Genomic DNA, 16030 nt, shown 5'->3' with positions numbered 1-16030 from the left:
CCGTCAAATTAACTATTAATATTAACCATCAATCAAGATAGTATTTTTGTCTTTAGTAGACCATTCAACATGGTACTTTTTACCTGCTGGCTTATCTGTTCTTTCAAAAGTGTGAGCACCAAAGAAATCACGTTGAGCTTGTAACAAGTTAGCTGGTAACGTTTCACTACGCATTGAATCATAATAAGCAAGTGATGAAGATAATGCACCAATAGGCACACCTTGCATCGTTGCATGACAAATAGCTTTACGCCAGTTTTGTTGGCGACTATTAAGCTCTTTAATAAAGAAATCATCTAACAATAAGTTTTCTAATTTCTCATCACGATCGTACGCATTAGTGATCGATTGTAGGAAAACAGCTCTGATAATACAACCTGCACGCCATATTTTAGCAATACTACCGAAGTCTAACGTCCAACCATGCTCTTTACCAGCAAGCTTCATTAATTGGAAACCTTGGGCATAAGCACAAATTTTTGCACAATACATTGCATCATGTAACTGAGCAATAACTTGTGATTTTTCATCGTGTGAGAATGATGCTTCTTCAGCACCACCAAGTAATGAAGATGCTTGAACTCTTAAGTCTTTAAATGAAGAGATAGAGCGCGCATAAACAGCTTGTGCAATTGTTGGCGCTGGACAACCTAATTCTAAACTACTCATAGCAGTCCAAAGACCAGTGCCTTTCTGCCCTGCTTTATCTAAGATTAATTCAACCAATGGTGTATTAGTATCACTAGAGTGATGACGTAATACTTCTACGGATATTTCCATCAAATAACTATCTAACGGGCCGTTGTTCCACTCTTCAAAAATATCAGCAATCTCTGCACAATTTAAATTTAAGCCATCTTTTAATACATGGTAGGCTTCACAAATAATTTGCATATCAGCATATTCAATACCATTGTGTACCATTTTTACATAGTGACCAGCACCTGCAGGACCAATGTAGGCGGCACATGGTTCACCTTCAGTAATAATTTGGCCTGGCTCTGTACGTTCCATCGGCTTGCCTGTTTCACTATTTACTTTAGCAGAAATGGCTTCCCAAATAGGTTTAACACGTGCCCAAGCATAAGGAGAGCCACTTGGCATTAATGATGGACCAAAACGTGCACCCACTTCGCCACCAGATACAGCGGAAGAGAATAATAAGAAGTTATTTTTATATTTAGCTTCTCGAGCTACAGTATCAACCCAAAGGCTATTTCCAGTATCTATAATAATATCGTCAGGTTGAATACCAGCACCAATAAGGTTTTCACAAACCTGATCAACAGGTGCTCCAGCAGGAACACTTAATACAATAAGATGCGGCGCTTTAAGTTGAGAAAGTAATTCTGTATATGAAGAACAACCGTAAACACGTTGTTTACCTGTAGTGTTTTCTTCTTCATCTTGCGCAATAACCGCTTGAACTTTTTCAGCACTCAAATCAAACGCTGCAATATTAAAACCGTTATCAGCTAAATTAAGTACCAGGTTCTTACCCATAACACCTAGCCCAATAAAGCCAATGTCACACAAAAATTTCTCTTGTGTCATAATATTTATCCTATGTAAATTAAGGTCAATCGCCGTAAAGTATCGACTATTTTTAAAAATTTTAGCATTCTAGCACGCTAGCTTGACGGTAGTGTACCCATAAGAGTAATTAATTCGGTTAAAATAGATCATTTTAGTAATTTAAACAAAAAAATATAAAAAATATCGCGTTTTTCGGGCCAAAACCTATCTTTAGCTTGTAATAATCTCAGAATGATGTAATTTTACTACATTATTTAATATGCACTGTTTTACGTGTTTTTTAGCATTAGAGGTTAACCATGAAAATTAAAGTTGGTATTAACGGTTTTGGCCGTATTGGTCGTTTTGTATTTAGAGCTGCAGCAGAGCGTAGTGACATTGAAGTTGTAGGTATTAACGACTTAATGGATATTGATTATATGGCTTATATGTTGAAGTACGATTCAACACATGGTCGTTTTAAAGGTACTGTTGAAGTAGTAGATGGTCAATTAGTTGTAAACGGTAACGTTATTCGTGTTACTGCAGAGCGTAACCCTGAAGATTTAAAATGGAATGAAATCGACACAGACGTTGTTGTTGAATCTACTGGTTTATTCTTAACTGACGAAACTGCGCGTAAACATATTACTGCTGGTGCGAAGAAAGTTGTTTTAAGTGCTCCATCTAAAGATGATACGCCAATGTTCGTATGTGGTGTTAACTTAACAGATTACACTGGTCAAGATATCGTTTCTAACGCTTCTTGTACTACTAACTGTTTAGCACCAATTGCTAAAGTATTGAATGATAACTGGGGCATCAAAGATGGCCTAATGACTACTGTTCATGCAACTACAGCAACACAAAAAACTGTTGATAGCCCTTCTGTTAAAGATTGGCGCGGTGGCCGTGGTGCTGGTCAAAACATTATTCCTTCATCAACTGGTGCTGCAAAAGCTGTTGGTAAAGTAATTCCTGAATTAAACGGTAAATTAACGGGTATGGCTTTCCGCGTACCTACTCCAGATGTTTCTGTTGTTGATTTAACTGTTAACTTGAAAAACCCAGCAACTTACGAAGAAATTTGTAATGCAATGAAAGCTGCAGCTGCTGAAGGCCCACTTAAAGGTGTGCTTGATTACACTGAAGATGAAGTTGTATCTAACGATTTCCTAGGCGAAACTTGTACGTCTATCTTTGATGCTAAAGCAGGTATCGCATTAACTGATACTTTCGTTAAAGTTGTATCTTGGTACGATAACGAAATCGGCTACTCAAACAAAGTATTAGATCTTGTTGCTTTCATCAGCGCATATGAAAAATAAGATTTTATTTAAATAATATCTTAAAAATAAAAAGCTAGGTCAAATGATGACCTAGCTTTTTTTTGTCTAAAATTTGATGTTGGACAATAATACCAACCTCACAAACTAAGTGATCATTTATACGGGTTAAAACCACTAACTACTGCGTCTTTATTTAATAATTAGAACAACTAGTTATGTAAATAAATGCCTTGTATTTATTGCTTTTTCCTACGCCTAAAATAGATCACTTAATTAATGAAATTGGTATAAGTGTTAACTAGTAGCTGTTTCACGTCCTCAAATATAAATTAAAACAGTACAAATAAAAAAGCAGTTCAGAAAAACTGAACTGCCCTATCGATAACTTATTTAAATAATTACCTACTTAGATTACTACCTACTTAGATAACTACCGACTAAATAATTGATCACTTAATATAGTTACCCTTCATTAGCTTATTGAAGCATTAATTTGTTGTAGCACTAATTGTGGGTCTACCGCTTTAGTAATTGGGCGTCCGATCACCAAATAGTCAACGCCAACTGCTATTGCTTGCTCTGGGGTCATAATACGTTGTTGATCATCTTGCGCTGAGCCTGAAGGTCTTATACCAGGGGTAATTAATTTAAATTCTTTACCTAAATCAATTTTTAACTGCTCTGCTTCCATTGCTGAACAAACTACGCCATCTAAGCCGCTATCTTTGGTTAAGTTAGCTAAAAAGTTTACTTGTTCTGCTGGGGTTTTATTAATACCTAAACCACGTAAATCATTTTCTGACATACTTGTTAGCACTGTAACTGCGATTAGTAATGGCGAATCTTTACCGTAATGCTCCAGTGCTTGCTTCGCCTTAGTCATCATTTGGCTACCACCACTAGCATGCACGTTTACCATCCATACACCTAAATCAGCAGCTGCAGTAACCGCTTTGGCCACGGTATTTGGAATATCATGAAACTTAAGATCAAGAAAAACATCAAAGCCCTTCCCTGTTAACGTTTTTACAAACTCAGGACCAAAGTACGTAAACATTTCTTTACCCACTTTCAGTTTACAATCTTGTGGTGAAATTCTATCAACAAATGATAACGCTTCAGCTTTTTTATCAAAATCTAACGCGACGACTACTTTTGGATCTAACATAGGATTTCCTGTGTTCTAATACAATGGATTCCCGACTGGAGACTTCGGGAATGACGATAATTTTCTTTATCTGATTAATATACTTATATTATAAATATTAAACTTACTAAATATTTGATTCAAAGCTAGTTTCTTCAATATTGAGGAAAGCGCATGGAGCTGACGAATGTCAGTGAGTACGGTTGACAAAAATATTGATGCAAATAGCAAAGAAGCAAAGATTTATTCGCCTTCGAGCCCACGCACTGGTTTAAGTTGTTCCCACTCGTGACATGATGGACAAGACCAGTAATGTGTTGAACTATCAAAGCCACAGGTTCGACAACTATACCTATGCTTAAGTTTTAAGTAACCACTAATTAAATCAGTAATTAAATCTAAACTCTTATTATTAACTTCTGTATCAGACGGTAATCTTTGCATAGTTACAAAGTGCTCAAAACCACGTATGGTTGGTCTACGTTTAAGAGCTGACAAAATAAATTCAATGGCCTTTTTCTTACCATGTTTCTTTTCTACATGTGCAAGGTAAAAGATTAATGCACTTGAGCCTGCCGTTTCGTCATATACATTTTTTATAAACTTATAAAACTCATCAACTTCATCTAAACGTGTATAACAATCTAACATCGCTTCAATAACATCGGGGAAAAACTCTTTATCTTGTTGGTATATAGCTTGGTAACACTTTGCTGCTAATTCACATTGTTGATGTTTTTCATATATTTTTGCCATTAACCAATTAGCGCGACAAGAGTCTGGATCAAGTATTAATGCTTGCTCTAATAATTCGATCACTTCGATAAATTGATCTTTAGCAAAAGCCGTTGTTGCTAACTCGCAATAAAAGTTGGCTAAGGTATGTAATAAGCGTTTATCATTTAATTTAACAATTTGTTTTTGATGAGATATGCCCTGCTTCCAATCTTTAGTTGATTGAAATATTCTTAATAAATACGTTAATGATTTTAAGCCGTAGTCTTTAGATTTTAATAACTTTAAAAACATGGTTTCCGCGCGATCATATAAACCAGCACTGAGAAAGTCTTTACCTAATTCAAAAACAGCTTGTTGTTTATCTTTAGTAGGTAGGTGATTTAATCTAACCAAATGTTCATGTACTTTTAGTGCTCGGTCTAATTCACCACGTTTTCTAAATAAGTTGGCCATGGCAAAATGCGCTTCAACACTATCGTCTTCTACTTTTAACGCATCAAGTAGTGAATCAATGGCTTTATCTTGTTGATTTGATAATAAATAGTTCAATCCTGTTGAATATTTTATAGAGAGATCTTGTTTCGCTATTTGCTGGTTTTGTTTAATGCTATTACGTCCCATGTACCAACCATAGGCCATAGCAACAGGTAATAATAAAAAGAGTAATTCAATCATTAGAGCTCTTGAGAAAAGTGAATGTGAGAGTAAAAGAGGTAGAAACGACTACACTTCTTGTGATTTATTTTTAGCGAATACTTTTTTACTTTTACGTATTATACGCCACAAAATAGTGACTAGCAGACCGAGTAAAAACCCAATACCAGTAAATAAGCTGACCGCAGCTGCAACAGAAATTTCTGTTCGCGCAATTAAGTAATTTAACGTCAGTAATTGATCATTTTGACTGCCAAAAATAAATGCGATGGCCAGTAAAACTAATATAAAAAATAGTGTGATGTATAAACGCATTTTATCAGCCTTAAAAGAAAAAACTAAAGAGTATTAACTATTATACCATTTGAAGATGATTATTAATTCATTTGGTATTATACCAAATTGATTAAGTTCTTTCCCACTCAGCGAGAATTAAAAGGTTTAAAAGCAAGGCATTGATTGAAGAGAATGGTTATTCCCTTGTCAAAATCAATAACGCAGCTTGTAAACCTTTTAAAATCGCCCTCTGGGAGCTATCTCGATACCCACTAACATCGTTAAATTTATTTGATTTAGAATGACTAAACCGAAACAAATTTGCCTTGTTAATGAGTATCGAATATAGCTCTGAGTTGAGAAGAAACTTAATCAAATTGGTATTAGATCTATTATAATGCTTAAGCTCTAATAGCTCTAGTTCACTTAGGCAAAAAAAAACGGCATGGTTAACATGCCGTTTATTATCTAATTTTTTAGTTCGCTTTGCAATTTAAGCACCTGAAAGATTAACTCTTTCACGTAACTCTTTACCTGGTTTAAAGTGAGGAACGTATTTCCCACTTAATTCAACCGATTCACCAGTTTTCGGATTTCTTCCAACTCGTGGTGCGCGATAATGCAATGAAAAGCTACCAAAACCACGAATTTCAATACGATCACCTTTAGATAGTGACTGTACCATTAATTCTAAGATTTCTTTTATAGATTTTTCCACTTCTTTAGCGGATAAATGACTTAATTTATCGGCTAATTTTTCAATAAGTTCTGACTTAGTCATAGTGACACCTCAGTATTTACCTAGCACCGCGCAACTTTACTGTTTCAAAAATAATAATTCACAGTAAAAATGGGCTCCGCCAATGGCGTTTAAAATAAGAAAAGAGTACCACCACGACAGTGATAAATACTCTTTTCACCTGCTGTATTAATTACAGCACCATTGCAAAGTAAAACTAGTTCCCAAAAGGGATATTAGTTTTTAGCATTTTTAAACGCTGCAGCCATAGCACTTAAACCAGTTTCTTCAACTTGGTTTAGGTTTTCCATTGCTTCACGTTCATCAGCTTGATCTTTTGCTTTGATAGATAGACTAATAGTACGGTTCTTACGATCCACACCCATAAATCTAGCTTCAACGTCGTCACCAACTTTTAATACTGTAGATGCATCTTCGATACGGTCTACAGAGATGTCGCTAACACGAAGGTAACCTTCAACACTTTCAGCTAACTCAATAGTTGCGCCTTTAGCATCAACTTCAGTTACCTTACCTGTAACAATAGCACCTTTTTTCTTATCTGCAAGATACATATTGAACGGATCGTCTTCAGCTTGTTTAACACCTAACGAGATACGCTCACGTTCTGGGTCAACTTGAAGTACGATAGCATCGATTTCATCGCCTTTCTTATATTCACGAACAGCTTCTTCACCACCAGCCCATGAAATATCAGATAAGTGAACTAAACCGTCAATGCCGCCGTCAAGACCAATGAAGATACCGAAGTCAGTAATTGACTTGATCTTACCTGATACTTTGTCGCCTTTGTTGAAGTTTTTAGCAAACTCTTCCCAAGGGTTAGCAATACACTGTTTAAGACCTAGAGAAATACGACGACGTTCTTCGTCAATTTCTAATACTAGTACTTCAACTGTGTCACCTAAGTTAACAACTTTAGATGGGTGGATGTTTTTGTTAGTCCAATCCATTTCAGAAACGTGAACTAAACCTTCAACGCCTTCTTGGATTTCAACGAAACAACCGTAGTCAGTTAAGTTAGTTACGCGACCAGAAAGTTTAGAACCTTCTGGGTAACGGTTAGCAATTGCTACCCATGGATCTTCGCCTAACTGCTTCATACCTAGAGATACACGAGTACGCTCACGGTCGAATTTCAATACTTTAACTTGAATTTCATCGCCAACATTTACGATTTCACTTGGGTGCTTAACACGTTTCCAAGCCATATCTGTGATATGTAATAAACCGTCGATGCCGCCTAAGTCTACGAATGCACCGTAGTCAGTAAGGTTCTTAACGATACCTTTAACTTCTTGGCCTTCAGCTAATGACTCAAGTAATTCATCACGTTCTGCACTGCCTTCAGCTTCGATAACAGCACGACGAGAAACAACAACGTTATTACGCTTTTGGTCAAGCTTAATAACTTTAAATTCTAATGGCTTGCCTTCAAGGTGAGCAGTGTCACGTACTGGACGTACATCTACTAAAGAACCTGGTAAGAAAGCACGGATATCGCTAACTTCAACCGTGAAACCACCTTTAACTTTACCGTTGATAACACCGATAACAGTTTCTTTTTCTTCGTATGCTTTTTCAAGCACTTGCCATGCTTCGTGACGTTTTGCTTTTTCACGAGAAAGAATCGTTTCACCGAAACCATCATCAGTTGCATCTAGAGCTACGTCAATTTCATCACCAACAACTACTTCAACTTCACCAGCGGCGTTTTTAAATTGATCAATTGAGATAACACTCTCAGATTTAAGGCCAGCATCAACAATTACATTGTCTTTGTTAACTTTAACGATTGTTCCGCGGATGATTGAACCCGGACGTGTTTCGATTTCTTTTAAACTTTCTTCAAAAAGTTGTGCAAAATTTTCAGTCATAACTTGTATATAAACTCAGCTATTAATCCATTCAACATCATTGTTTCATGGGGTGGTTAAGTATGCCCCGTGTGTCCATACAGTAGGCTTTCTATTAAAAGGTCTCTAATCCTAATAAATTAAAATAATTTACTAGTTCAAAGGTGTGTTTTCGTATTCTTACGTTTTCTTTCGTATAATTATGTTAATTTACCATTGGCAAATATAAGGATTTCATTGACCACTTCCTCAATGGAAATATCAGTAGAATCAATAATTAACGCACCCTCTGCCGGGACAAGTGGAGCAACCTTGCGGTTCTGATCTCGCTCATCTCGTTGACGTATGTCATTCAAAAGGCGCCCGATGTTAACATCAATACCCTTTTCTTTCAACTGATTAAATCTTCTTTGTGCCCGTTCTTCAGCACTAGCAGTTAAAAATACCTTAACCTGCGCATTAGTAAAAACAACCGTTCCCATGTCTCTGCCATCAGCAATTAAACCAGGGCTAACTCTAAAAGCACGCTGTCTGCGTAATAATGCTTCACGCACACGAGGGAATGCTGCAACTTTAGAAGCAAGTTCACCAATTTCTTCTGTGCGAATAATATCGGTAACATCTTCACCTTCTAAAATGACTTTCGCTTCACCTTGACTACTAATTTCAAATTGCACATCTAAATGTGCTGCAACCGGGACAAGTGGCTCTTCATCATCAAGTGATAATTGGTGATGATGAATAGCAACGGCTAATACACGGTAAATGGCACCACTATCTAGCAAGTGCCAACCTAATTGTTCGGCAAGTAATCGAGCTATAGTGCCCTTTCCTGCACCACTGGGACCATCAATGGTAATAACTGGAATGCTTTCCTGCATAAGTTTTTCTCCTACTTCAAATATTGGCGAAATGATACGTGATATAACGATTGATAGTGTACTCAATACTTATTAACGATATCGCATTAAATTATTTATTTAACATTGAATATGTAACGTTGAAATCAATGTATTGTTCAAGGTTACTCCCCCTAGAAAGTAACTCAAACTAGCAAGAAACCTGCTTTAATTTTTCAAAATAATCTGGAAATGTTTTTGAGGTACATTTAGGGTCATTAATTGTTACCGGTGTATCACTTAAAGCGACCAGTGAAAAACACATGGCAACACGATGATCATCGTAGGTATCAATTTCCGCATGTTTAAGAACTGCAGGTGGCGTTACTGAAATGTAATCTTCACCTTCAACTACGGTCGCGCCCACTTTTCTAAGTTCAGTGGCCATCGCAGATAATCTGTCTGTTTCTTTAACACGCCAATTATAAATATTACGTATTGTGGTTGTGCCTTTAGCAAAAAGAGCTGTTGTTGCTATAGTCATCGCTGCATCGGGGATATGGTTCATGTCCATATCAACCGCTGTTAATGGTTTACCGATAACTGTAATTGACTCATCATTCCAGATAACTTCAGCGCCCATTTTTTCAAGCACATCAGCAAAGTGTTTGTCACCTTGTACACTTAGTTTACCTACGCCATGTACAGTAACTTCGCCACCTTTAATCGCCCCAGCAGCTAAAAAGTAAGAGGCTGAAGATGCATCACCTTCAACCATATATTTTTCAACAGCTTGATAAGATTGCTTACCTTTAACGGTGAAAGATTGGTAATCGTTATTCGTAACGGTTACGCCAAAACGGGACATAATATCAAGGGTGATATCAATATACGGCTTAGATACTAACTCACCTTCAATATGAATATTTGTATCAGTTGTTAATAGCGGTGCAATCATTAAAATGGCAGTTAAAAACTGGCTTGATATTGAACCATCAATACTAACTGTATTACCTGTTAACGCTTTACCTATAATTTTAACTGGCGGGTAATCTTTATTTTCTAAGTAATCAACCTCTGCACCTAATTGCGCTAAAGCATCAACTAAGTGACCTATCGGTCTTTCTTTCATACGCGGTTCACCTGTTAAGACAAACTCACCATTACTTGCTGCAAGTGCAGCACATAACGGGCGCATTGCTGTACCGGCATTACCTAATGATATTTCTAACGGCTCACTAGCACTAAAATAGCCATTGTTACCGACAACCACACATTCAGTACCACAGTCACTTAAACTATATTTAATTCCTAACTGCGATAAAGCATTTAACATATGCTTAATATCATCACTGACTAATAAATTAGTGATTTTAGTTGTACCTTTTGCCAATGCAGCAATTAATAATGCACGGTTAGATAAACTTTTTGAACCAGGTAAAAATACTTCACCATTTATTTTATTAATTGGATTTAACGTTAACTGTTCCATTTATCTAACCCTCTTTTCAAATTCTTGCATAAAATTAACTAACGCTTCTACACCCTCAAGTGGCATGGCATTATAAATACTGGCACGCATACCACCAACAATTCGGTGACCTAGTAAGGCAGTTAAACCTGCTTGCTCAGATTCTTTTAAAAACTGTTCATTTAATGATTCATCAGCTAACCAAAATGGAATATTCATTTTACTGCGATATTGCGAGTCGATATGATTAAGATAAAATGAGCTATTATCAATAGCTTGATAAAGTAATTCAGCTTTTGCTTTATTAACTTTTTCAATAGCTTTTACACCGCCTAAATCTTTTAACCATTGAAATACAAGACCCGCTAGATACCAAGCGTAAGTTGGCGGGGTATTGTACATTGAATCGTTATCAGCTGACATCTTGTAATTCATAATACATGGCGTAGCTTTGTGTGCATTGCCAAGTAAATCTTCACGTACAATTACGATCGTTAAACCTGATGGACCAATATTTTTTTGTGCACCCGCATAAATTAAACCAAATTTACTGACATCAATTTCATGCGATAAGATAGTTGAAGACATATCAGCAACTAATGGCACACCATTTGTGTCAGGAATATTATTAATTTCTAAACCATTAACCGTTTCATTTGGACAATAATGAACATAGGCAGCATCTTGATTAAGCGGCCATTCATTACTGTCTAATAAGGTAGAAATAGAATCTTTGTTTTGGTTAATGTTGATCACATTAATATCACCAAAATTTTGTGCTTCTGCCGCTGCAGCTTCTGACCATGAACCTGAGACGATATAGTCTGCTGACTTTCCAGTTGGCAATAAGTTTAATGGAACTGCCGAAAACTGTCCTCTGCCGCCACCATGGCAAAACAATACTTTATAATTGTCTGGAATTGACATTAACTCACGTAGGTCAGCTTCAGCTTTTGCTGCCATTTTCATGTATATGCTACTACGATGACTTAACTCCATTACAGAGCTACCAGTATTTTGCCAATTCAAAAACTCTTGTTGTGCTTTAGCCATAACAGGTTTTGGTAACATGGCTGGGCCAGCACAAAAATTAAAAATTTCAGACATTTTCTGTTCTACTCACTTTACTACTTGGTTAACTCGTTGATTAACGATTATTTAAATACGTTCGACGAACATTTTAAAGTACATCGATATGGATTTTACTTATCTTTACATAGTAAAAAAGGCGGATACTAGCCGCCCTTTTTACTTATTAAAACGAAAATTATTCGTTTAGATCTTTTTCTTCGGTGTCGATATCGTCTTGTTCAACATCTTGCTCACCAGCATCTGCTGTGTTTACTGAAGCAGTACTCTCACCTTCAGGTATTTCACCCTCAACAAGTACATCACCTTCAATCACTGCAGGCTCTTCAATTTCATCGATACGTTGAAGGGCAACTACATGCTCATCTTCTGCGGTACGAATTAAACGAACACCTTGCGTGTTACGACCAATAACACTTACTTCATTAACACGTGTACGAACTAAGGTGCCGTTATCTGTAATTAGCATTATTTCGTCAAGCTCTTCAACTTGTACTGCGCCAACAACTTTACCGTTACGTTCACTTACTTTTATTGAAACAACACCTTTAGTTGCACGACTCTTCGCTGGATATTCAGCTAAAGCTGTACGTTTACCAAAACCGTTTTCAGTAATAGTTAAGATTGGTCCATCATTTTTAGGTACGATAAGAGAAACAACTTTCTGCTCACCCTCAAGTTTCATACCACGAACACCAGTACCTGTACGACCGATAGGTTTTAATGCCCAACGTTGTTCGCCAGTTTCAGGGTCTAATTTAATTTCACCTGTTTCGCTATCACGTACTTTTTCGTTAAAACGAACGACTTTACCTTCATCAGAGAACAACATAATGTCGTTGTTACCATCAGTGATATCAACACCAATTAAGGTATCGTCATCACGAAGATTTAAGGCAATTATACCGTTAGCACGTTGATTAGAGTATGCATCTAAACGCGTTTTCTTAACTGTACCAGAGGCGGTTGCCATTACAATATACTTGTCATCAGCATATTCACGTACGGGTAAAATAGCCGTAATACGTTCATCACTTTCAAGTGGTAAAATGTTTACAATTGGACGGCCACGTGCAGTACGACTTGCAAGCGGTAATTGGAATACTTTTAACCAATAAAGCTTACCGCGATCTGAGAAACAAAGAATAGTATCGTGAGTATTGGCAACCAATAAACGCTCAATAAAATCTTCTTCTTTCATTTTAGTAGCGGCTTTACCTTTACCACCACGACGCTGCGCTTCGTAATCACTTAATACTTGATACTTAACGTAACCTTCATGCGATAAGGTAACTACCACATCTTCTTCGGTAATTAAGTCTTCAAGAGATAAGTCATGTGAAGCATTGGTAATTTCAGTTCTACGTTCATCACCAAACTCATCACGAATAGCAATAAGTTCTTCACAAATAACTTCCATTAATCGTGCTGGAGTCGCTAAAATGTGCATTAACTCAGCAATTAAGTCTAATAACGCTTTGTACTCGCTAAGAATTTTTTCATGTTCCATGCCAGACAATTTGTACAATTGTAAATCTACAATCGCTTTAGCTTGCTCTGCAGTTAAATAATATAAACCATCACGAATACCGTATTGAGGCTCTAACCATTCTGGACGTGCTGCATCATTACCCGCTTCGCTAAGCATATGGGCAACATCACCTAACTGCCAACCTTGAGCGATAAGTTTTTCTTCCGACTCTTTACGGTTAGTAGATTGCTTAATTAGCTCAATAATTGGGTCAATGTTTGCTAGCGCAATAGATAAACCTTCTAAGATATGCGCGCGATCACGGGCTTTTCTTAATTCGAAAATAGTACGGCGTGTCACTACTTCACGGCGATGAAGTACAAACGCTTCTAACATTTCTTTTAGGTTAAATATTTTCGGTTGGCCATTAGTTAACGCCACCATATTTAAGCCAAAAGAGACTTGCATTTGGGTAAGCTTATATAAGTTATTTAAAACAACTTCGCCTACTTCACCACGTTTGATTTCAATTACCATACGCATGCCGTCTTTATCAGACTCATCACGTAAAGCTGAAATACCTTCAAGACGTTTTTCTTTAACAAGCTCTGCCATTTTTTCAATAAGGCGTGCTTTGTTAACTTGATAAGGTAATTCATGAACGATTATCGTTTCTTTACCCGTAGTTTCATGACATTCAATTTCGGCACGAGCACGGATTTTTATTTTACCACGCCCCGTACGGTAAGCTTCTTCAATACCTGCACGACCACTAATGATGCCTGCGGTAGGAAAGTCAGGACCAGGAATATGTTCTAATAACTCTTCAAAAGTTATTTCACTGTTATCGATAAGCGCTAAACAGCCGTTGATAACTTCAGTTAAGTTATGTGGCGGAATGTTAGTTGCCATACCAACAGCAATACCCGATGTACCATTAACTAATAAGTTCGGTACTCGTGTAGGCATTACTGCAGGAATATGTTCAGTGCCGTCATAGTTAGGTACAAAATCAACGGTTTCTTTATCTAAATCGGCAAGAATGGAATGTGCTATTTTTGACATTCTAATTTCGGTATAACGCATTGCAGCCGCGCTATCACCATCAACAGAACCAAAGTTACCTTGCCCGTCAACAAGCATATAACGTAATGAAAACGGCTGAGCCATACGAACGATGGTATCGTAAACAGCAGTGTCACCATGCGGGTGATATTTACCTATAACGTCACCAACCACACGGGCAGATTTTTTATAAGCTTTATTCCAGTCGTTCCCTAAAACATCCATGGCGAATAAAACGCGACGATGTACTGGTTTTAAGCCATCACGTACATCAGGCAGTGCTCGCCCAACTATTACGCTCATAGCATAATCTAAATAGGAGTTTTTTAGTTCATCTTCAATATTAACTGGAACTATTTGTTTGGCCAGATCGGACATAAATCGATGGTATCCCTTAACTAATTCTTTTGCTTAACAATACATATAACTTCACTACGTTTGTAGCTAGGCTTTATAAATATTAGCTAAGCGCTATTTTAAAGATTTTTATTATTAATAATTCTATTAACTATTTTATGGTTAACTAGGCGCCTAAAAAGACACTAATAATAGTTTTCAACGCAGCATACTAGCATAAAAATGTTTGATGCAATACTGCTTTATTTAAAGGTTTTTACGCATAATAATAACCGTTTAAAAAAACATCTAAAATCGTTAAAAATGATCTATCTACTTTGTTTAAAAAGGACTTTAGTTTAGAATCAAAAAACTTAAAGTTAACTAGAATAAAATGATATGACAACCAAACCACTTAACGTAAATGAAGATGAAATTGCAAAATTTGAAGAAGTCGCTAGTCAATGGTGGGATTTAACCGGGGACTTTAAGCCACTTCATCAAATTAACCCGTTAAGAGTGCAGTTTATTTGTCAACATATTGCCCAACAATTTGATGGTATACAAAACTTACAAGCCATAGATGTTGGTTGTGGCGGCGGTATTTTATCGGAGTCTTTAGCTAAACTAGGGGCAAGTGTTACTGGTATTGACATGGGTACAGAGCCACTTAACGTGGCAAAGTTACATGCTCTTGAAATGGGTTTACCTATTAGTTACCAAAAAACCACCGCAGAAGAAAAAGCTGTAGAAAGTGCGAATAGCTTTGATGTTGTAACCTGTATGGAAATGCTTGAACATGTACCAGACCCTGCATCAGTAATTCACGCCTGTGCAACCTTAGTAAAACCCGGTGGTTTAGTATTCTTTTCAACATTAAATAAAAGTATAAAATCTTATTTACTCGCAATAGTTGCTGCGGAAAAAGTATTAAAGCTAGTACCAAACGGTACTCATGATCACGATAAATTTATAAAACCTTCTCAATTAATCACTTGGGCTGAAGACTTCGATTTAAAATGTATTGATGCCGCGGGGATTCATTATAATCCGCTTACTGAAAATCATAAATTAATCGATTCTCTCGATGTAAACTACATTTTGTGTTGCCGTAAATTGTGATACTTAACTTAACAAACCCATCACTATAAAAATTCTGAATACTCTTCGTATTTATGGGGTGATGAAATAAAAAAACTTGAGCTCGGGATAAATAGTTATAAAGTCCGTTATTTGAAAACAATTTTTTAAAGCTGTTGTTAAATCACCCATAACAAGTTTGTTAAGTAAGCAAGTTGTTTGAAGATTAATCGCTACTCAAAAACAACATCTAACCAACTGTTATTTAAGTATTTATTTTTAATCAATATAAACAAGCAAGTCTTCATGCATTTTTAATTGGAAAAACTAAACTATTTTTTTACTAAGATAAATTAGCTAAAATAATCATTGCTTTTACTAAATTCCAAAAAATAGATAGTCTTGCTAGGTTAGTCATTACTAACCATTAAAATCATCCTAAAA

General features: G+C 36.5%; 12 protein-coding genes. 2 read left to right on the top strand and 10 right to left on the bottom strand.

Going from position 1 to position 16030, the window contains the following annotated elements; translation table 11 throughout:
- Window positions 1-21: 21 nt before the first annotated feature.
- Window positions 22-1554, bottom strand: coding sequence for an NADP-dependent phosphogluconate dehydrogenase (gndA, locus tag CWS31_RS03410; RefSeq protein WP_101344495.1), 1533 nt, complete (start codon window positions 1552-1554; stop codon window positions 22-24).
- A gap of 281 nt (window positions 1555-1835) precedes the next feature.
- Here gndA and gap point away from each other — a divergent pair, with 281 nt between their 5' ends.
- Window positions 1836-2843, top strand: a complete 1008-nt coding sequence (gene gap, locus CWS31_RS03405; RefSeq protein ID WP_101344496.1) for a type I glyceraldehyde-3-phosphate dehydrogenase — start codon at window positions 1836-1838, stop codon at window positions 2841-2843.
- A gap of 433 nt (window positions 2844-3276) precedes the next feature.
- Here gap and pyrF read toward each other — a convergent pair whose 3' ends face one another.
- From pyrF to gyrA, 9 genes are all read right to left on the bottom strand, one after another.
- A complete protein-coding gene (pyrF, locus tag CWS31_RS03400) occupies window positions 3277-3972 on the bottom strand; it encodes an orotidine-5'-phosphate decarboxylase (RefSeq protein ID WP_101344497.1) in 696 nt (231 codons plus the stop codon).
- A 222-nt stretch (window positions 3973-4194) separates the two neighbouring features.
- Window positions 4195-5364: a lipopolysaccharide assembly protein LapB gene (gene lapB, locus CWS31_RS03395; RefSeq protein WP_101344498.1), complete on the bottom strand. Its 1170-nt coding sequence runs from the start codon at window positions 5362-5364 to the stop codon at window positions 4195-4197.
- 48 nt (window positions 5365-5412) lie between these two features.
- Window positions 5413-5658: a lipopolysaccharide assembly protein LapA domain-containing protein gene (locus tag CWS31_RS03390; RefSeq protein ID WP_101344499.1), complete on the bottom strand. Its 246-nt coding sequence runs from the start codon at window positions 5656-5658 to the stop codon at window positions 5413-5415.
- Between the two features lie 454 nt (window positions 5659-6112).
- Entirely contained in the window at window positions 6113-6400 is a 288-nt protein-coding gene (gene ihfB, locus CWS31_RS03385) for an integration host factor subunit beta (protein ID WP_101343899.1), read from the bottom strand.
- A gap of 194 nt (window positions 6401-6594) precedes the next feature.
- Window positions 6595-8256: a 30S ribosomal protein S1 gene (rpsA, locus tag CWS31_RS03380; protein WP_101343898.1), complete on the bottom strand. Its 1662-nt coding sequence runs from the start codon at window positions 8254-8256 to the stop codon at window positions 6595-6597.
- Window positions 8257-8435: 179 nt separating this feature from the next.
- A complete protein-coding gene (gene cmk / locus CWS31_RS03375) occupies window positions 8436-9116 on the bottom strand; it encodes a (d)CMP kinase (protein ID WP_101343897.1) in 681 nt (226 codons plus the stop codon).
- 169 nt (window positions 9117-9285) lie between these two features.
- Window positions 9286-10566, bottom strand: a complete 1281-nt coding sequence (gene aroA / locus CWS31_RS03370; RefSeq protein WP_101343896.1) for a 3-phosphoshikimate 1-carboxyvinyltransferase — start codon at window positions 10564-10566, stop codon at window positions 9286-9288.
- Window positions 10567-11652 (bottom strand): 3-phosphoserine/phosphohydroxythreonine transaminase, encoded by a 1086-nt coding sequence (gene serC, locus CWS31_RS03365; protein WP_101343895.1) that lies wholly within the window; start codon window positions 11650-11652, stop codon window positions 10567-10569.
- 160 nt (window positions 11653-11812) lie between these two features.
- The gene (gene gyrA, locus CWS31_RS03360) at window positions 11813-14548 is read right to left on the bottom strand and encodes a DNA topoisomerase (ATP-hydrolyzing) subunit A (RefSeq protein WP_101343894.1); all 2736 of its coding nucleotides are present in this window, start codon (window positions 14546-14548) and stop codon (window positions 11813-11815) included.
- A gap of 357 nt (window positions 14549-14905) precedes the next feature.
- Between gyrA and ubiG the strand changes: the two genes are divergently transcribed.
- Window positions 14906-15628 carry a bifunctional 2-polyprenyl-6-hydroxyphenol methylase/3-demethylubiquinol 3-O-methyltransferase UbiG gene (ubiG, locus tag CWS31_RS03355; protein ID WP_101343893.1) on the top strand — a complete coding sequence of 241 codons (723 nt, stop codon included), beginning with the start codon at window positions 14906-14908 and terminating at the stop codon, window positions 15626-15628.
- Window positions 15629-16030 lie beyond the last annotated feature (402 nt).

Origin of the sequence: Colwellia echini, from assembly GCF_002843355.2 — a bacterium.
Taxonomy (GTDB): Bacteria; Pseudomonadota; Gammaproteobacteria; order Enterobacterales; family Alteromonadaceae; genus Colwellia; species Colwellia echini.
The sequence above is the reverse complement of the archived record's forward strand: the minus strand, read 5'-3'. Positions and strand labels throughout refer to the sequence as shown.